The 18,376-nt window shown below is 65.2% G+C and carries 20 protein-coding genes; 1 reads left to right on the top strand and 19 read right to left on the bottom strand.

The window, feature by feature from the left end:
- Positions 1 to 14: 14 nt before the first annotated feature.
- Positions 15 to 476, bottom strand: coding sequence for an Lrp/AsnC family transcriptional regulator (locus C722_RS0106565; RefSeq protein ID WP_017639738.1), 462 nt, complete (start codon positions 474 to 476; stop codon positions 15 to 17).
- Positions 477 to 607: 131 nt separating this feature from the next.
- On the opposite strand from C722_RS0106565, the gene C722_RS0106570 reads away from it, so the two are divergent.
- On the top strand, positions 608 to 1,756 hold the full coding sequence (locus C722_RS0106570) for an aminotransferase class V-fold PLP-dependent enzyme (protein WP_017639739.1): 1,149 nt from the start codon (positions 608 to 610) through the stop codon (positions 1,754 to 1,756).
- On the opposite strand, the gene C722_RS0106575 is transcribed toward C722_RS0106570, so the two are convergent.
- From C722_RS0106575 to C722_RS0106660, 18 genes are all read right to left on the bottom strand, one after another.
- Positions 1,757 to 2,548 carry an amidohydrolase gene (locus C722_RS0106575; RefSeq protein ID WP_017639740.1) on the bottom strand — a complete coding sequence of 264 codons (792 nt, stop codon included), beginning with the start codon at positions 2,546 to 2,548 and terminating at the stop codon, positions 1,757 to 1,759.
- Positions 2,536 to 3,684 carry a pyridoxal phosphate-dependent aminotransferase gene (locus tag C722_RS0106580; RefSeq protein ID WP_017639741.1) on the bottom strand — a complete coding sequence of 383 codons (1,149 nt, stop codon included), beginning with the start codon at positions 3,682 to 3,684 and terminating at the stop codon, positions 2,536 to 2,538. Before C722_RS0106580 ends, C722_RS0106575 begins: the two co-directional genes overlap by 13 nt.
- Before the next feature lie 392 nt (positions 3,685 to 4,076).
- A complete protein-coding gene (gene der / locus C722_RS0106585) occupies positions 4,077 to 5,564 on the bottom strand; it encodes a ribosome biogenesis GTPase Der (RefSeq protein ID WP_017639742.1) in 1,488 nt (495 codons plus the stop codon).
- A gap of 78 nt (positions 5,565 to 5,642) precedes the next feature.
- A complete protein-coding gene (bamB, locus tag C722_RS0106590) occupies positions 5,643 to 6,785 on the bottom strand; it encodes an outer membrane protein assembly factor BamB (protein WP_017639743.1) in 1,143 nt (380 codons plus the stop codon).
- Positions 6,785 to 7,426, bottom strand: a complete 642-nt coding sequence (locus tag C722_RS0106595; protein ID WP_017639744.1) for a tetratricopeptide repeat protein — start codon at positions 7,424 to 7,426, stop codon at positions 6,785 to 6,787. Before C722_RS0106595 ends, bamB begins: the two co-directional genes overlap by 1 nt.
- 11 nt (positions 7,427 to 7,437) lie before the next feature.
- Complete coding sequence (hisS, locus tag C722_RS0106600) at positions 7,438 to 8,745, bottom strand: histidine--tRNA ligase (RefSeq protein ID WP_017639745.1); 1,308 nt, start codon at positions 8,743 to 8,745, stop codon at positions 7,438 to 7,440.
- A 24-nt stretch (positions 8,746 to 8,769) separates the two neighbouring features.
- The gene (ispG, locus tag C722_RS0106605) at positions 8,770 to 9,882 is read right to left on the bottom strand and encodes a flavodoxin-dependent (E)-4-hydroxy-3-methylbut-2-enyl-diphosphate synthase (protein WP_017639746.1); all 1,113 of its coding nucleotides are present in this window, start codon (positions 9,880 to 9,882) and stop codon (positions 8,770 to 8,772) included.
- A gap of 27 nt (positions 9,883 to 9,909) precedes the next feature.
- Positions 9,910 to 10,887: a helix-turn-helix domain-containing protein gene (locus C722_RS0106610; RefSeq protein ID WP_017639747.1), complete on the bottom strand. Its 978-nt coding sequence runs from the start codon at positions 10,885 to 10,887 to the stop codon at positions 9,910 to 9,912.
- A complete protein-coding gene (pilW, locus tag C722_RS0106615; RefSeq protein WP_017639748.1) occupies positions 10,884 to 11,654 on the bottom strand; it encodes a type IV pilus biogenesis/stability protein PilW in 771 nt (256 codons plus the stop codon). Before pilW ends, C722_RS0106610 begins: the two co-directional genes overlap by 4 nt.
- 10 nt (positions 11,655 to 11,664) lie before the next feature.
- The gene (gene rlmN / locus C722_RS0106620) at positions 11,665 to 12,804 is read right to left on the bottom strand and encodes a 23S rRNA (adenine(2503)-C(2))-methyltransferase RlmN (RefSeq protein WP_017639749.1); all 1,140 of its coding nucleotides are present in this window, start codon (positions 12,802 to 12,804) and stop codon (positions 11,665 to 11,667) included.
- A 93-nt stretch (positions 12,805 to 12,897) separates the two neighbouring features.
- Positions 12,898 to 13,329, bottom strand: coding sequence for a nucleoside-diphosphate kinase (ndk, locus tag C722_RS0106625; RefSeq protein WP_007162425.1), 432 nt, complete (start codon positions 13,327 to 13,329; stop codon positions 12,898 to 12,900).
- Between the two features lie 91 nt (positions 13,330 to 13,420).
- Positions 13,421 to 13,621 carry a Fe-S cluster assembly protein IscX gene (gene iscX, locus C722_RS0106630; protein WP_017639750.1) on the bottom strand — a complete coding sequence of 67 codons (201 nt, stop codon included), beginning with the start codon at positions 13,619 to 13,621 and terminating at the stop codon, positions 13,421 to 13,423.
- Positions 13,622 to 13,632: 11 nt separating this feature from the next.
- Positions 13,633 to 13,971, bottom strand: a complete 339-nt coding sequence (gene fdx, locus C722_RS0106635) for an ISC system 2Fe-2S type ferredoxin (protein ID WP_017639751.1) — start codon at positions 13,969 to 13,971, stop codon at positions 13,633 to 13,635.
- Between the two features lie 7 nt (positions 13,972 to 13,978).
- Positions 13,979 to 15,838, bottom strand: coding sequence for a Fe-S protein assembly chaperone HscA (gene hscA / locus C722_RS0106640; RefSeq protein WP_026083694.1), 1,860 nt, complete (start codon positions 15,836 to 15,838; stop codon positions 13,979 to 13,981).
- 45 nt (positions 15,839 to 15,883) lie between these two features.
- On the bottom strand, positions 15,884 to 16,405 hold the full coding sequence (gene hscB / locus C722_RS0106645) for a co-chaperone HscB (RefSeq protein ID WP_017639753.1): 522 nt from the start codon (positions 16,403 to 16,405) through the stop codon (positions 15,884 to 15,886).
- Positions 16,406 to 16,413: 8 nt separating this feature from the next.
- Entirely contained in the window at positions 16,414 to 16,737 is a 324-nt protein-coding gene (gene iscA / locus C722_RS0106650) for an iron-sulfur cluster assembly protein IscA (RefSeq protein WP_007162420.1), read from the bottom strand.
- A gap of 9 nt (positions 16,738 to 16,746) precedes the next feature.
- Positions 16,747 to 17,133 carry a Fe-S cluster assembly scaffold IscU gene (iscU, locus tag C722_RS0106655; RefSeq protein ID WP_007162419.1) on the bottom strand — a complete coding sequence of 129 codons (387 nt, stop codon included), beginning with the start codon at positions 17,131 to 17,133 and terminating at the stop codon, positions 16,747 to 16,749.
- A 27-nt stretch (positions 17,134 to 17,160) separates the two neighbouring features.
- Complete coding sequence (locus C722_RS0106660) at positions 17,161 to 18,375, bottom strand: IscS subfamily cysteine desulfurase (protein WP_017639754.1); 1,215 nt, start codon at positions 18,373 to 18,375, stop codon at positions 17,161 to 17,163.
- Position 18,376 lies beyond the last annotated feature (1 nt).

Below are 18,376 nucleotides of genomic sequence, written 5' to 3' on the forward strand. Positions count from 1 at the left end.
ATCTTTATCAGCTCCTACCGCACATAATCCAGCGGCAAGGCCGTGCTGTACTTGATCTGCTCCATGGCGAAGCTGGAGCTGACATCCAGCAACCCCGGCACCTGGATCAGCCGTTTGTACACGCCATCATAGGCGGCGATGTCCGGGACCACGATACGCATCAGGTAGTCGGTGTCGCCCGCCATGCGATAGAGCTCCACCACCTCCGGAATGGCCGCCACCGCCGCGTGGAAGCGCTGCAGCCAGTCCATGGCGTGCTGGTTGGTGCGCACCGAGACGAACACCGTCACCCCCACGTTGAGCTGGCGGGGATCGAGCAGCGCCACCCGAGCGCGGATGACCCCCTGCTCCTCCAGCTTCTGGATGCGCCGCCAACAAGCGGTGGTGCCCAAACCGATGCGCTCGGCGATATCAGCTACCGACCGGGTGCTGTCCTGCTGGAGGATGTCGAGAATGGCGCGATCGAAGCGATCCATGAAATGCTTTTCCCCAAAAAGGCTTTACAGAGGAATTCTATTCGCATAGACCCCACAGTTAGCGATCGAAAAGCAAATTCCTTTCGAGATGAAGACGCTAGCCTATTCTCATCTGATCGCTCGAGGCCGCCATGGACGCTTATCCCCTGTATTTCGATTACGCCGCCACCACCCCTGTCGACGATGTCGTCATCGAGGCCATGCTGGGTTGCCTGGGGCGCCAGGGCGTCTTCGGCAATCCCGCCTCGCGCGGCCATGCCTTCGGCAACGACGCCCAGCAGGCTGTGGATAGCGCTCGCCAGCAGGTAGCCGCCCTGGTCGGCGCCCAGCCCGCGCAGCTGGTCTGGACCTCCGGCGCCACCGAATCCAACAACCTCGCCCTGCTCGGCGTGGCCCGTCGTCGCGGGCGCGGCCACCTGATCACCAGTTGTCTGGAACACCGGGCGGTCCTGGATACCGCGGCCCAGCTGGAAGCAGAAGGCTTCGCCGTCACCTACCTGGCGCCGGACGCGGCAGGTCTCATCAACCTCGATGCCGTCGCCCAGGCCTGGCGGGAGGACACCTGCCTGGTCTCGCTGATGTTGGTGAACAACGAACTGGGCACCCTGACCGACATCGACGCCATCGGCCGGCTGGTCCGCGCCCGTGGCGCCCTCTTCCATGTGGACGCCGCCCAGGCCACCGGCAAGGTCGCCATCGACCTAACCGGCCTGGATGTCGATCTGATGTCCTTTTCCGCGCACAAGACCTACGGTCCCAAGGGCATCGGCGCCCTCTATGTGGGTCCGCGTGCCGAGGGCGCCCTGCAGGCGCAGATCCATGGCGGCGGCCATGAGCGCGGCCTGCGCTCCGGCACCCTGGCCACTCATCAGATCGTCGGCATGGGCACTGCCTTCGCCCTTGCCGGCCAGGCCATGGCGCGGGAAAACGAGCGTCTTGGTCAATTGCGCGAACGGTTCCTGGCAGGGGTGCAGACGTTGAACGGCATGCAGCTCAATGGCTGCGCCCGGCAGCGCATTCCCCATACCCTGAACCTGACCTTCGCCACGCCACTGGACACCGTGGCGCTGCAGCGTCAGTTGGCCTTCTCGACGACCTCGGCCTGCAGTTCGGCCAAGGCGGCGCCCTCCCATGTGCTCCTGGGCCTGGGCCTATCTGCCGAACAGGCCGCGCGCAGCTACAGATTCAGCCTGGGTCGCTACACCACCGGGGCGGACGTGGACCAGGCCGTCGCCCTGATCCATCAGCATGCCGCCCAGCCCGCGCCCTTCTGGGCCTGATCAGTCCAGGCGGAAGGCGTCGGCATCGCGCTGCGCCGGAAAACGCTCGCGATAGGCCATGAGGGCTGCGGCCGACAGGGTCGTGTGGAAGATGCCGGCCGCCGCGCCGGCCTCGACCAGGGGCTCACCCTGGAAGTCCAGCACCTGGCTGTCACCGGCGTAGGGATGACCGTTGCCGTCGCTGCCAACACGATTCACCGCCGCGACATAGCAGAGATTCTCGATGGCCCGCGCCGGCAGCAGGCGATTCCAGTGGCCGCGGCGCGGCGCCGGCCAGTTGGCGACATAGAGCAGCAGATCGGTATCGTCCTGGGCGCGACTCCAGACCGGGAATCTCAGGTCGTAGCAGATCAGCGGGCGGATCCGCCAACCCTTGAGGGTCACCACCAGGCGCTGCTCGCCAGGCGCGTAATGCTCGTGCTCGCCGGCCATGCGAAACAGATGACGCTTGTCGTAGTGCAGCAACTCGCCTTCGGGCGTCGCCCACAGCAGCCGGTTGCGATGCTGTCCAGCTTCGTCCTGCACGATCAGGCTGCCCGTCACCACGGCGCCGATACGTCGGGCCTGTTCTCGTAGCCAGACGGCGGTCGGCCCATCGGCGGGCTCGGCGAGGGCCGCCGATTCCATGGAAAAGCCGGTGGTGAACATCTCCGGCAGGATGACCAGGTCGGTCTCGCCCACAGCCGTCAGCAGACGCTCGAAATGGGCGCGATTGGCGGCCGGGTCGTGCCAGGCCAGTTCGCTCTGCAGCAGCGCCAGGCGCAGGTCCTGGGTGGGGGTCAGATCGCGCATAGCCGCTCCGCTGCCTGACGCAGGGTGTCTTCGCGCTTGGCGAAGCAGAAGCGCACCAGGCGCAGGTCAGCGGGCGGTATCTGGTAGAACACCGACAGCGGAATGGCGGCGACGCCATGCTCGCGGGTCAGCCATTCGGCCATGGCCACGTCGTCCAGCTCCGGGCGGATGGCGGAATAGTCCACCACCTGGAAATAGGTGCCGGCGGCGCGCTGGAAGGTGAAGCGCGAGTTGCCCAGGAGGTCGCAGAAGAGATCGCGCTTGGCCTGGTAGAAGGCCGGCAGCTCGCTGAGGTGCTCGGGATGGGCGGCCATGAAGTCGGCCAGGGCGGCCTGGATCGGCGTCACCCCGCAGAAGCTCACGTACTGGTGCACCTTGCGCAACTCGGCCGACAGCGCCGGCGGCGCCACCACGTAGCCGGTCTTCCAGCCGGTGACGTGATAGGTCTTGCCGAAGGAGCTGACCACGAAGGCGCGGGCATAGAGTTCGTCGTGGGCGATGACGCTGGCATGGCGCTCGCCGTCGTAGATCAGGTGCTCATAGACCTCGTCGCTGACCAGATAGAGATCGCGCCCGCGGATCAGTGCGGCCAGGCGATCCAACTCGGCGGCGCTGACCAGAGCGCCACTGGGGTTGTGCGGGGTATTAAGCACGATGGCGCGGGTACGCGGACTCAGGGCCGCTTCCAGCGCCGTCCAGTCGATACCGAAGCTCGGCAGCGCCAGAGGCACGTGCACGCAGCGCCCGCCGGCCAGTTGCACCGAGGGTTCGTAGCTGTCGTAGCAGGGGTCGAAGACGATCACCTCGTCGCCTGGTCGTACCAGCGTCTGCAGGGCGCAGAACAGGCCCTGGGTGGCCCCGGGCACGATGGTAACCTCGGCCTCGGCATCCACCTCGCGGCCATAGAAGGCGGCGACCTTGGCCGCCACCTGCTGGCGCAGCGCCGGCAATCCGGTCATGGGCGCGTACTGGTTGTGACCGGCCGCGACATGGCGACCGACCGCCGCGAGCAGCTCGGCCGGGCCGTCGAAATCGGGAAAGCCTTGGGACAGATTCAGCGCACCGGTCTGGGCGGCGAGCTGGGACATGCGGGTAAAGATGGTGACGGCGAGGTCGGGAAGCTTGCTCTGGATCATCGCGTGGGCACGGGTCTGGCTGGAAGGAGATCGGCAGACTGCGATTTTTTGCGCGTGAGGGCAAGTCTTGCCGGGCCAACGCCTGGGTGCAGCGGTCAATTCAGGCATCCCCTCGCCCTTGGGGAGAGCGCCAGGGTGAGGGCAAGCGCGTGGCCTTTTCCTTGAAGCGCCGGCGCGGGGCAGGCCCTCACCCCAACCCTCTCCCAGAGGGAGAGGGGGTCGGCCAGTGCCCAAGGAGGCCGCCGCGCCAAGCCGGGAGGCTACCCCGTAGCGTGGAAAACGGCGCAGCCTTTTCCACTGATGAATCCGCGGGGACGCCCTCACCCCAACCCTCTACCAAAGAAAAAGGGGGCTCCCCTGAGCCCCCTTTCCCTGCGCAACGTCCTGCCGGTCTACCGGCGCTTGTCCTTGCGCTTCTTCTCGGCCTTCTTGTGGTGGCTCATCAACCGGCGCTTCTTGTTGACCTGGCGCTCGGTGAGGGTGTTTTTCTTGCCCTCGAAGGGGTTCTCGCCACCGCGGTACTCGATACGGATCGGCGTACCCACCAGCTTGAGCACCCGGCGATAGGTCTTCTCTAGATAGCGGGTATAGGACTTGGGTACGGCATCGGTCTGGTTGCCGTGGATGACGATCAGCGGCGGGTTGGCGCCACCCAGGTGGGCATAGCGCAACTTGATGCGCCGGCCACTGACCATCGGCGGCTGGTGCTCCTGCACCGCGTCCTCGAGGATCTGGGTCAGGCGACTGGTCGGCCAGCGGGTGGTGGCCGAGGCGAAGGACTGCTGCACTGACTTGTACAGGTGGCCCACGCCAGTGCCATGCAGCGCCGAGATGAAGTGGATGTCGGCGAAGTCGACGAACAGCAGCCGGCGTTCCAGTTCGGTCTTGACGTAGTCGCGCTCGCCGGACTCCATGCCGTCCCATTTGTTGAGGGCGATCACCAGGGCACGCCCGGTCTCCAGCACGAAGCCGAGCAGGTTGAGGTCGTGCTCGACCACGCCTTCGCGGGCGTCCATGACGAAGATCACCACATTGGCGTCCTGGATCGCCTGCAGCGTCTTGACCACCGAGAACTTCTCGACCGCTTCGAAGACCTTGCCGCGGCGGCGCACGCCGGCGGTGTCGATCAGGGTGTAGCGTTCTTCGTTGCGCTCGAAGGGGATATAGATGCTGTCGCGCGTGGTGCCGGCCTGGTCATAGACGATCACCCGCTCTTCGCCGAGCATGCGGTTGACCAAGGTCGATTTGCCGACGTTGGGCCGGCCGATCACGGCGATCTTGATGCCGGTGGTCTCGTCGATGCCCTGCACGCGACGGAAGACGTCACCGCCCTCCTCCGCGGCCGCCCGCACCTGCTCCTCGGTGAGCTCCTCGACCTCGACCTCATCCTTGGGAAAGACGCCCAGGGCGTCTTCCAGCAGGCTGTTCACGCCGCGCCCGTGGGCCGCCGCGATAGGATAGGCGTCGCCGATGGCCAGCGGGCTGAATTCCGCCCGGGCGATATCCGGGTCTACGGTATCGACCTTGTTGGCCACCAGGAAGGTGCGCTTGTTTCGCTTGCGCAGGTGCTCGGCGATCATCTGATCGGCGACGGTCATGCCTTCGCGGGAGTCCACCAGGAACAGCACCGCATCGGATTCTTCGATGGCCTGCAGCGACTGCTCGGCCATCTTCAGGTCGATGCCTTCCTCGTCACCGGAGATACCGCCGGTGTCGACCACGATGTAGGTGCGTCCCTGCCACTTGGCTTCGCCGTACTTGCGATCGCGGGTCAGGCCGGCAAAGTCGGCGACGATGGCGTCCCGGGTCTTGGTCAGGCGGTTGAAAAGCGTGGATTTGCCGACGTTCGGCCGCCCCACCAGGGCAATTACGGGAACCATGCGGCTCTCCCAGAGCAGAAAACACGATGGCCGCTACCGAACTTCACGGTAGCGGCCATCGGTTGAGGATAATAGTTTCTAGCGCAGACGATAGGCGACGAGTTTACCGCCATTGCCGTAAACATAGAGCATGTCGCCGACGACCAGTGGCCGTACCCGGACGCCGTCACCGTCGACCTTGGTGCGACCGACGAAACGGCCGTCGACCTGGCTCAGCAGGTGGATGTAGCCGGCGTAGTCGCCCACCACCACGTTGCTCGACCAGACCACCGGGCCGGTGAGCTGGCGACGGGCCAGATCGGCGTTGGTCCAGAGCGAAGACGTCGAGGATTCCTCGACGGCTTCCACGGTGCCGTTGTCCAGGCTCAGGTAGACGTTGCCGAAGCCTTCGGCGACGCCGTCGTAGCTGGAGGCGTCCCGCTGCCAGAGGATCTGGCCGTTGGCCGGATTGAGCGCGGCCACGCGGCCGTTGTAGCTGACCACATAGAGGGTGTCGCCCGACAGCGACAGACCACCGTCCACGTCGACGATCCGCTCCAGTTCGGAACGGCCCTTGGGCACGGCGATCTGCTGTTCCCACAGCGGCAGGCCGCGCTGCACGTCCAGGGCGACCACCTTGCCGCTGGCGAAACCGGCCATGACCACCTGGTTGGTGACCAGGGGCGCACCGGTACCGCGCAGACTCAGCACCGGCTGGGTGTCTTCGTAGACCCAGCGACGGGTACCACTGCCCAGCTCGAACGCCTGCAGCTTGTCGTCCTGGGACTGCACGACCACTACGTCGTTGTTGACCACCGGGGCGGACAGCACTTCGCTGGACGCCTGGGCGCGCCACTTCTCGTCGCCACTGGCGCTGTCGAGGGCGATCACCTGGCCACGCAGGGTGCCGACCAGCACCAGGCCGGAGCCGACCCCCACCCCACCGGACACCGGCAGGTCCAGGTCCTTCTTCCACAGCACCTGGCCGGTCTCGCGATTCATCGCCATGACCCGGCCGTCGGCATCAGCGGCAAAGATCGTCTGGCCGTCGACGGCCGGTACCAGGCGGTTGTATTCCTTGCCCTGGCCGTCGCCCACCGAGCGACTCCAGACTTCATCCAGGCGAACTTCAGCCTTGATGTCCTTCAGCTCGGCCGGCGGCAATTCCTTCTTGCCGGTGCTGCTGCACCCGACGACCGCAAGGGCGAGACCCAGTACCGCGATAGGCTTCCAGCGCAACATCAGGCGTCTCCTTTGGCGAGATCATCGAGTTTCATCTGCAGCACGCCTTCGGCTGCATCGTTGGGCAGCGCGGCGCGGGCTTTTTCATAGGCGGCGCGGGCCTCGGCCGGCTTCTTCAGCGCCACCAGCAGGTCGCCACGCAATTCTTCGCGATTGGCGACATAGGCCTTGGGCGCCTCGCCATCCAGCAGCTTGAGGCCCTCTTCGGCCTTGCCCTGGGCCGCCAGCACCCGGGCCAGTCGCTGACGCGCCAGCTCGCCGAGTTCGGCGTCATGGGGCTTGTCCACTACGGCCTTGAGTTCGGCGGCGGCGTCGTCCAGGCGATTGTTCTCTACCGCCACCTTGGCGACGAAGAGGCTCCCGTACTGGGCGTAGGCGGTACCGGAATAATCCTGCTTGAGCTTGCCGTAGGTGTCCGTCACCCGGGCGGTGTCGACCTTGCCACCGGGAGCCAGCGTGGCTTCCACCAGTTGCTGATAGAGCACCGAAGCGCCTTGCGCCTGGCTGTTCTGGTAACGCTGCCAGCCCTGCCAGCCGAGCACCGCCACCAGGGCGATGACACCACCCGCCACCAGCGGCTTGCCGTTACGCTGCCACCAGGCCTTGGCGACCACCAGATTGTCGTCGTCGATGGAACTCAAATCCGTTCTCCTCAATTCCCGCGACCGGAACCGGCCAGGGGCAAAATCTCGTCCAGACGGGCGGCCAGGGCCGCGAAATCGACCTTTTCCTGGGGCGCATCGCCACGCAGCGGCTTGAGTGCCACCTGTTGCGCGGCCAGTTCGTCTTCACCCAGGATCATGGCCCAGAGCGCGCCGCTCTTGTCGGCCTTCTTGAACTGGCTCTTGAAGCTGCCGGCACCGGCATTGACCAGCAGACGCAGGTCCGGACGGGCATCGCGCAACTGTTCTGCCAACTTCAGGCCGGCCAGCTCGGCCGCCTCGCCAAAGGCGCACAGATAGAGATCGGCGGGTCGCTGCAGATCGCCAGGCAGGCATTCCAGGGTTTCCAGCAGCAGCACCAGGCGCTCGACCCCCATGGCGAAGCCGACACCCGGGGTGGGCTTGCCGCCGAACTGAGTGATCAGGCCATCGTAGCGGCCACCGGCACAGACGGTGCCCTGGGCGCCCAGCTTGTCGGTGACCCACTCGAAGACCGTACGGCCGTAGTAGTCCAGGCCACGCACCAGCTTGGGATTGATCTGGTAGCGAATGCCGGCGGCGTCCAGACGGGCCTTGAGGCCGTCGAAGTGGGCGCGGGATTCGTCGTCCAGATAGTCGGCCAGGGTCGGGGCGTCCTGCAGCAGCGCCTGGGTCTGGGCGTTCTTGCTGTCGAGGATGCGCAACGGGTTGGTGGTCAGCCGACGCTGGCTGTCTTCGTCGAGCTGCTCGAAGCGCTCCTGCAGATAGGCCACCAGGGCTTCGCGATAGCGGGCGCGATCGGCGCTGGAACCCAGGCTGTTGAGCTGCAGGGTCACGGCGTCGGTCAGGCCCAGGCGCTGCCAGAGACGTGCGGTGAGCACGATCAGTTCGGCGTCGATGTCCGGACCGGGCAGGTTGAACACCTCGACGCCGATCTGGTGGAACTGGCGATAGCGACCCTTCTGCGGCTTCTCGTAACGGAACATAGGCCCGGCGTACCAGAGCTTCTGCACCTGGCCACCGCCGGTCATGCCATGTTCGAGCACGGCCCGCACGCAACCCGCGGTGCCTTCCGGCCTCAGGGTCAGGGACTCCTCGTTGCGGTCGAGGAAGGTGTACATCTCCTTGTCCACCACGTCGGTGCCCTCGCCGATGCCGCGGGCGAAGAGTTCGGTGAACTCCATGATGGGCAGACGGATCTCGTGGTAGCCATAGCCGTCGAGCAGCGTCGCGAAGGTACGTTCCAGGTAGCGCCAGGCCGGAGTCTGCTCCGGCAGGATATCGTTCATGCCACGGATGGCTTGCAGGGACTTGCTCACGAAAGGGCCTTATTCCTTGATCTTTCAGCTGCGCGCGATGAGCGCGGCATCCGCTTCGGCCTTTTCGGCCGCCTTGCGGCGGATGAGCCCTTCCAGCTCGTCCACCAGATTGTCGTTGTTCAGCTTGGAGGCCGGCTTGCCATCGATGTACACCAGATTGTTGGGCGTACCCCCGGTCAGGCCGACATGGGCTTCCTTGGCTTCGCCGGGACCGTTGACCACGCAGCCGATCACCGCGACGTCCAGGGGCACCAGCAGGTCCTCTAGGCGCCCTTCCAGTTCGTTCATGGTCTTGACCACATCGAAGTTCTGCCGCGAGCAACTCGGGCAGGCGATGAAGTTGATGCCACGCGAACGCAGGCGCAGGGACTTGAGGATGTCGAAACCGACCTTGATCTCCTCGACCGGATCGGCCGCGAGCGAGATGCGGATGGTGTCGCCGATGCCTTCGGCTAGCAGCATGCCTAGGCCCACGGCGGACTTCACCGTGCCCGAGCGCAGGCCGCCGGCTTCGGTGATGCCCAGGTGCAGCGGCTGCTCGATGCGGGTGGCCAGCTGACGGTAGGCGGCCACGGCCATGAAGACGTCACTGGCCTTCACGCTGACCTTGAAGTCCGGGTAGTCCAGCTTCTCCAGATGGTCGACATGGCGCATGGCCGACTCCACCAGGGCCTCCGGGGTGGGCTCGCCATACTTCTTCTGCAGGTCCTTTTCCAGCGAACCGGCGTTGACGCCGATGCGGATCGGGATGCCGCGCTCGCGGGCCGCGTCGACCACCGCCTTGACCCGGTCTTCGCGACCGATGTTGCCAGGGTTGATGCGCAGGCAGTCCACGCCCAGCTCGGCCACGCGCAGGGCGATCTTGTAATCGAAGTGAATGTCAGCCACCAGCGGCAGGCTGACCCGCTGCTTGATGCGGCCGAAGGCTTCGGCGGCGTCCATGTCGGGCACGGAGATGCGCACGATGTCGGCACCGGCGTCCTGCAGGCGCTGAACCTGGGCCACGGTGGCGTCGACGTCGCAGGTTTCGGTGTTGGTCATGCTCTGCACGGCGATGGGAGCATCGCCGCCGACCGGCACCGAGCCGACCCAGATCTTGCGGGACAACCGACGTTTGATGGGCGATTCGCTATGCATGCTGGTTTCCCATGGGGTCGCCGGACGTCATTGTCCGGCCTGACCGAGTTTGATGCGGGCGGTCTCGCCCTTGGTGTAAGGCGCGAGGTCGACGACCTGGCCGTTGTAGGTGATCTGGGCACCACGAGCGAAGCCGAGACGGATGTTGACCGGCGCCTTGATCGAGGCGTAGTCGAGGCTCTCGCCGCCCTTTTTCACGCCGCTGAAAAGGATCTTGCCGGTACCGTCGCTGACCTGCGTCCAGCAGTTGGCGGTGAAGCGGATGTTGAGGCTGTCGCTGCCGGCGACAGGCGCTGCGGCAGGCGCGGTGGCCGAGGCGGCAGGCGCCGTTGCAGCCGGCGCCGGAGGGGTGGACGTGCTCGAACCGCTGGCCGGGGCCGGAGTCGGCGCGGCGGTCGGGGTGGTCATGGCGGCCACGGCATTGGCATCCGGCGTCGGCGTGCCTACCGGAGACGGCAGGGTGACGGCGGGCTGCTGAGCAGTGACCGGGGGCTGTTCTTCCGGCTCGTCGATGGGATGGATCTCGGTCTTGCCGTCGGCACCCTCGACCTCGACATGCTCCATGCTCACGGCGCTGCTGCTGGAAGTCTGACGACTGCGCTCCTGCCACCAGAACAGACCCATGGCGATGATCAGCACCACCAGGACGAAACTGACGAATCTGAGGACATTGCGCGACAACCTCACCGGCTCGTCGAGGCGGCCCAGGCTGTGCACGGTGCTGCCCTTGGCATCGGTGCCGGTGTAGCTGTCGAAGGTACGCACCAGTTCGACCTGGTCCAGGCCCAGCAGCTTGCCATAGGCCTTGGTGTAGCCACGGGCGAAGGTGTGCCCCGGCATCTGCTGATAGTTGCCGGACTCGAGCTGCTCGATGATGCGCTCGCTGAGATTGAGATTCTGGGCGACCTGGGCCTGGCTCCAGCCAAGCGCCAGTCGCTTCTGACGCAAGATCTCACCGGGATTGCCCCGTCCGGCGTGTACCGCTTCGGATTGCACTGCGGTCATTTCTGCTCCGACTGAAGTTGACGATATTCAGGTGAGTTCGGGTAGAGGCGCTTCAGCTGCAGGGCATAGCTCGCGGCGGTGTTGCGATCGTTGAACACCTCGGCGAGGCGGATCCCGAGCAACAGGCTGCGGGCATCCTGGGGGCTGAGCTGGCTGAAGGCCTGGTAATAGCTGCGAGACGGCACGTAGTCGCGCGTCTGATAGGCCAATTGAGCCAATTCGAACAGGGCCCTGGGCTGATTGCGATCCAGCCGCAGGGATTTTTCCAGATTTTCCTTGCCCAAGTCGACCTGATTGAGTCGCAAGGCCGTCAGGCCGAGATTCTCGAACACCCGCGCGCGCTCGGGGTAGAGGCTGTCTTCGGCGGCCTGGGTGAAGCGTTCGTAGGCATCCTTGTAGCGCCCCTGCTCATAGAGGAAGCTGCCATAGTTGTTGAGGATGCGGGCATCGCGGGGCCGCTCGCGCAGGGCCAGGCGATACTCCTGATCGGCCAGTTCGGTCTCGCCCTGGGCCTGGAACACCAGCCCGAGGGCGGCATGGGCGTCGGCGCTGGAGGAATCCAGTTCCAAGGCCTTCTTCAACGGCACCTTGGCTTGTTCGGTGTTGCCCTGCTGGACATAGCCGAGGCCAAGCTGGATGTAGGCATCACGGGCCTGCATCCGTCCCTGGCGGGTATCCATGGGGTTGCGGTCACCCTCGGTCACGCAGCCGGCCAGGCTACCGACCACCAGGGCGAGCGCGACAGCCGCAAAGCGCGTGATCGCCATGATCGCGCCCTCAGCCCTGGAGCGGCGTCACGGTTTCGGCACCGTCGAGCTGGCGAACGGCGATGTAACGCTGGCTGCGACGGGTACGGTCCATGACCTGCCCCACCAGCTGGCCGCAGGCGGCATCGATGTCGTCACCGCGGGTGGTCCGCACCGTGACATTGAAACCGGCCTGCACCAGCAGCTCCTGGAACCGGCGGGTGGCGTTCTTGCTCGGCCGCTCGTAGCCGGAGTGCGGGAAGGGATTGAAAGGGATCAGGTTGATCTTGCAGGGCACGTTGCGCAGCAGCTCGATCAGCTGCAGGGCGTGCTCGGGCAGGTCGTTGACGTCCTTGAGCAGGGTGTACTCGATGGTCAGGACGCGCTTCTCGCCCAGTTGCCGGATGTATCTCTGGCAGGCATCGAGCAGCATGGCCAAGGGATACTTGCGGTTGATCGGGACCAGCTCGTTGCGCAACTCGTCGTTGGGTGCATGCAGCGACAACGCCAGGGAGACGTCGATGTGCTTGGCCAGCTCTTCGATCATCGGCACCACGCCCGAGGTGGACAGAGTGACCTTGCGCTTGGAGATGCCGTAGCCCAGGTCGTCCATCATGATGCGCATGGCGGCGACGACGTTGTCGAAGTTCAGCAGCGGTTCGCCCATGCCCATCATCACCACGTTGGTGATGGCGCGGTCGATCTTGGCCGGTACGCTGCCAAAGGACTTGTTGGCGATCCACACCTGACCGATCACTTCGGCGGCGGTGAGGTTGCTGTTGAAGCCCTGCTTGCCGGTGGAGCAGAAGCTGCAGTCCAGGGCGCAACCGGCCTGGGACGACACGCACAGGGTGCCACGGCCGTTCTGCGGAATGTAGACGGTCTCGACGCAGCTGCCGGAGGCGACGCGGATCACCCACTTGCGGGTGCCGTCGCGGGAGATGTCCTCGCTGACGATCTCGGGGCCACGGATCTCCGCGGCGGCCTTGAGCTTTTCCTTGAGCGCCTTGCCCAGGTTGCTCATGGCGTCGAAATCATCGATGCCGAAGTGATGGATCCACTTCATGACCTGGCCGGCGCGAAAGCGCTTCTCCCCGATGGACTCGAAGAACGACTCGAGTTGCGGCTGGGTCAGGCCCAGCAGATTGACCTTATCGGTGGCTGTGGTCATGGGATCACCTCGACGAAATCTGTTTGAAGCCCGCGCAGGACGCGGGCGATGCCAGGAAGGCGGGCTGGCCGCTTCCCTGGCCGGCGCTCATCCTTAGCGGATGCGCTCGCAGACTTCGGTGGCTGCGAAGAAGTAGGAGATCTCGCGCGCGGCGGACGCTTCGGAATCCGAACCATGGACGGCGTTTTCGTCGATGGAGACGGCGAAGTCGGCACGGATGGTACCGGCGTCGGCTTTCTTGGGATCGGTGGCGCCCATCAGCTCACGGTTCTTGGCGATGGCGTTGTCGCCTTCCAGCACCTGAACCACGACCGGACCGGAGGTCATGAAGGAGACCAGATCCTTGAAGAAGGGACGCTCTTTGTGTTCGGCGTAGAAGCCACCGGCTTCGCGCTCGGACAGCTGGACCATCTTGGCGGCGACGACGCGCAGGCCAGCCTTCTCGAAGCGGGTGACGATCTCACCGACGACATTCTTGGACACGGCATCGGGCTTGATGATCGACAGGGTACGTTGAACAGACATGTGAACTCCGAATGTGGGAATAGAGCAAAAACGAAACCCGCGGATTATACGCGGGTCCCGGTGAAAAGCGTAGCGCGGTACGGGCGATGCGTCAGGCGGATTCGTCGATCCAGGCGGCCTGGATGGCCTCCAGCACCTTCTCGCCACCGCGCTGGGGATCGTCGTCGAATTCCGGCAGGTCTACGACCCAGTTGCGCAGCTTGACGAAGTTCACGTAGCGCGGATCCACGTCGGGATGGGCGTCGTTGAGTTCGATGGCGATATCCAGCACATCGGTCCATTTCAGTGCCATGACAGCTGTCCTCAGTGACCTTCGGAAACCTGGTTGATGGTGTAGCGCGGAATCTCCACCACTAGGTCTTCGCTGCCAACTACCGCCTGGCAGGACAGGCGCGAACGCATTTCCAGGCCCCAGGCCTTGTCCAGCATGTCGTCTTCGAGCTCATCGGAAGGCTCGAGGGAATCGAAGCCTTCCTGGACGACTACGTGACAGGTGGTGCAGGCACAGGACATCTCGCAGGCGTGCTCGATGTCGATGCCGTTGCGCATGGCCGCGGCGATGATGGTCTCGCCTTCGCTGGCTTCGAAGACTGCGCCCTCGGGGCAGTGCTCGGCGTGGGGCAGCAGGGTGATCTGCGGCATGATGGAACTACTCCTCGATATCGTTGAGACGACGACCCGCCAGGGCCGCCTTGACCGAGGCGTTCATCCGCCGGGCGGCGAAGGCATCGGTTACGTGAGAAAGACGCTTGGTCTGGTCTTCGAGCGCCTGGAGGTCGGTGGCGTCCAGCAGCTCGGCCAACTGGCCGATTTCCAGCTCGATCACCTGACGCTCCTCGGCGTCCAGCAGGCGCTCGCCGTCGGCGGCCAGCGCGGCGGTGACCGCCTCAATCAGCCGCCGCGCTTCGACCTGCTGCTCGCGCAGCGCGCGGGCCTGCATGTCGTCACCGGCATGACGGAAGGAGTCCTGCAGCATGTTGGCGATCTCGCCGTCGGTCAGACCGTAGGACGGCTTGACCTGGACGCTGGCTTCCACGCCGCTGGACAGCTCGCGGGCGCTGACGCCGAGCAGGCCGTCGGCATCGACCTGGAAGGTGACGCGGATCTTGGCGGCACCGGCGACCATGGGCGGGAAGCCGCGCAATTCGAAACGGGCCAGGGAGCGGGCGTCCTTGACCAGTTCGCGCTCGCCTTGTAGCACATGCACCAGCATGGCGGTCTGGCCGTCGCGATAGGTGGTGAAGTCCTGCCCCCGCGCCACAGGAATGGTGGTGTTGCGCGGAATGATCTTCTCCATCAGGCCGCCCATGGTCTCGAGCCCCAGGGACAGCGGGATGACGTCCAGCAGCAGCAGTTCTTCGCCAGCGCGATTGCCGGCCAGGGAATCGGCCTGCAGGGCCGCGCCGATGGCGACCACGCGATCCGGATCGATGTCGGTGAGCGGGGTGCACTCGAACAGTTCGCCCACGGCTTCGCGCACATAGGGCACGCGGGTGGAGCCACCGACCATGACCACGGCAGCGATTTCCGCCGGCTCCACTTCCGCATCACGCAGGGCCCGGCGGCAGGCCTTGAGGCTGCGCGCCACCAGCGGAGCGATGAGCTCTTGGAAGGTGCTGCGCTCCAGCACGCCCGACCAGTCGCCATGGCTGACCTCTACGCGCTCGGTAGCCGACAGGGCTTCCTTGGCCGCGCAGGCGCTCTGCAGCAGGCGCCGCTGGGTGCCTGGATCCAGATCGCTGGACAACCCGGCCTGCTGGACGATCCAGCCGGCGATGGCATGATCGAAGTCATCACCACCCAGGGCGCTGTCGCCACCGGTGGCCATGACTTCGAAGACGCCGCGGGTCAGGCGCAGGATGGAGATGTCGAAGGTGCCGCCCCCCAGGTCGTAGATGGCGACCACACCCTCCTCGCCCCGGTCCAGGCCATAGGCCACGGCGGCCGCGGTAGGCTCGTTGAGCAGGCGCAGGACGTTCAGTCCGGCGAAGCGGGCAGCGTCCTTGGTGGCCTGGCGCTGGGCATCGTCGAAGTAGGCCGGCACGGTGATGACCGCGCCGACCAGTTCGCCACCCAGGGTGGCTTCGGCCCGCTCGCGCAGCACCCGCAGGATGTCGGCGGAGACCTCCACCGGACTCTTGCGCCCGGCAGCGGTATCGATGAAGGGCATTTCCGATTCACCGGCGACGAAGCGGTAGGGCAACTGCTCGCCCAGCTGCTTGACGTCGGCGATGCCACGCCCCATGAGGCGCTTGACGGAGAGAATGGTATTGAAGGGATCCTGGGCGGCAGCGGCCTTGGCGCCTGCCCCCACGTCCACCCCATCGGCGGCATAGCGCACGGCGGAGGGCAGGATCACCTCGCCCTGCAGATCGGGCAGGGTCTCGGCCACGCCACTGCGGACGGCAGCCACGAGGGAATTGGTGGTGCCCAGATCGATGCCCACCGCCAGCTTGCGCTGGTGCGGCTTCGGCGCCATTCCGGGTTCGGCTATCTGCAATAGAGCCATTGGCTAGTCGGCTTATGGTTGTCGGTGCCTGAGCGACACCTGTGATTAATCGTCCAGACGCTCTTCGAGCTGGCGGATCTCGCTGGCCAGCTTGTCGAGAAACTGCATGCGACGGACCAGGCGTTCGGCAGACTCGCGCTGGGCGGGGTCCTGCCAGATCGCGGCGAAGGCCTGCTCGATGTCGCGCTGCGCCTCCTTGAGGCGCTGGCGGAAGGCGGGAATGCCCGCGCTGTCGCCGGCGTCCTGCAGGTCTTCCAACTCCTCGCGCCACTGCAATTGCTGCATGAGGAAATCGGTGTCCTGGATGGTCGCCTCGAGTGGCATCTCGTGACCTTCGAGCTCCAGCAGATAGCGCGCGCGGCGCGACGGCGCGCGCAGCACGTGATAGGCCTCGTTGAGCTCGGCCGACCGCTCCAGCGCCTGGCGCCGCTCGCGTTCCGGCGCATCGGCGAACCGATCCGGATGGACCGTGCGGGCCAGGTCGCGATAGCGTGCGGCCAGACCCGCCTGGTCGATCTCGAAGGCGGGCTTGATCTCGAACAGCGCGAAGTGACAGGGCTTACCCATGGCGAGCCTCAGATGTTGAAGCTTTCGCCGCAGCCACACTCGCCACGCACGTTGGGATTGTTGAACTTGAAGCCCTCGTTGAGGCCTTCACGCACGAAATCCAGCTCGGTGCCGTCCAGGTAGACCAGGCTCTTGGGGTCGATGATGACCTTGACGCCATGGCTTTCGAACACCTGGTCCTCGGCCGCGAATTCATCGACGAACTCGAGTACGTAGGCCAGCCCCGAGCAACCCGTGGTACGAACGCCCAGGCGGATGCCCTCCCCCTTGCCGCGCCCATCGAGGGAACGCTGCACGTGGCGGGCGGCGGACTCGGTCATGCTGATCGCCATGGTTCCTCCTTAGAGCAGGCCTTTCTTCTGCTTGTAGTCGCTGACCGCCGCCTTGATGGCGTCTTCGGCGAGTACCGAGCAGTGGATCTTCACCGGCGGCAGGGCCAGTTCTTCGGCGATCATGCTGTTCTTGATCGACGCCGCTTCCTCGATGCTCTTGCCCTTCATCCACTCGGTGGCCAGGGAGCTGGAGGCGATGGCGGAGCCACAGCCGTAGGTCTTGAACTTGGCATCTTCGATGATGCCCTGCTCGTTGACCTTGATCTGCAGACGCATCACGTCGCCACAGGCCGGAGCGCCGACCATGCCGGTGCCGACATCGGGATCGGCCGCATCGAACTTGCCGACGTTGCGCGGGTTTTCGTAGTGGTCGATGACCTTTTCACTGTATGCCATGGTTCAATCCTCGCTTATCAGGGTGGGTCAGTGGGCTTGCCACTCGACCTGACTCAGGTCTACGCCTTCTTTGAACATGTCCCACAGCGGAGACAATTCGCGCAACTTGTTGACGGCTTCGGTGACCTTGCTCGCGGCGTAGTCAACGTCTTCTTCGGTGGTGAAGCGGCCGAAGGTGAAGCGGATGGAGCTGTGTGCCAGCTCGTCGTTACGGCCCAGGGCACGCAGGACGTAGGACGGCTCCAGGGACGCCGAGGTACAGGCCGAACCGGACGAGACCGCCAGGTCCTTGAGCGCCATGATCAGCGACTCGCCTTCGACGTAGTTGAAGCTCAGGTTCAGGTTGTGCGGCACACGATGGATCAGGCTGCCGTTCAGGTAGACCTCTTCCAGGCCTTCGAACTGACGGTAGAAGCGATCGCTCAGGGCCTTGATGCGGGCATTTTCCTGGACCATCTCTTCCTTGGCGATACGGAAGGCCTCGCCCATGCCGACGATCTGGTGAGTCGCCAGGGTACCCGAACGCATGCCACGCTCGTGACCGCCACCGTGGGTCTGGGCTTCGATACGGACGCGCGGCTTGCGGCGGACGTAGAGGGCGCCAATGCCCTTGGGACCATAGGTCTTGTGCGCCGAGAAGGACATCATGTCGACCTTGAGCTTTTCCAGATCGATCTCGACCTTGCCGGTGGACTGGGCGGCGTCGACGTGGAAGAGCACGCCACGGGAGCGGGTCAGCTCGCCGATGGCGGCGATGTCGTTGACGGTACCGATCTCGTTGTTGACGTGCATGATGGACACCAGGGTGGTGTCGTCACGCAGGGCCGCCTCGACCATGTCGGGGGTGATCAGGCCGTCTTCGCCCGGCTCGAGATAGGTGACCTCGAAGCCTTCGCGCTCGAGCTGGCGGGTGGTGTCCAACACCGCCTTGTGCTCGATCTTGGAGGTGATCAGGTGCTTGCCCTTGTTCTGGTAGAAGTGCGCGGCGCCCTTGATGGCCAGGTTGTCGGACTCGGTGGCACCGGAGGTCCAGACGATCTCGCGCGGGTCGGCGTTGACCAGTTCGGCCACCTGACGACGGGCGTTTTCCACGGCTTCCTCGGCCTTCCAGCCGAACAGGTGGGAGCGCGATGCGGGGTTGCCAAAGTTGCCGTCCACCAGCAGGCACTCGCTCATCTTCTGAGCGACGCGCGGATCGACGGGCGTGGTGGCGGAATAGTCTAGGTAGATCGGCAATTTCATC

The sequence above is a fragment of the Pseudomonas sp. 313 genome (genome assembly GCF_000316965.1).
Lineage (GTDB): Bacteria > Pseudomonadota > Gammaproteobacteria > Pseudomonadales > Pseudomonadaceae > Chryseomonas > Chryseomonas benzopyrenica.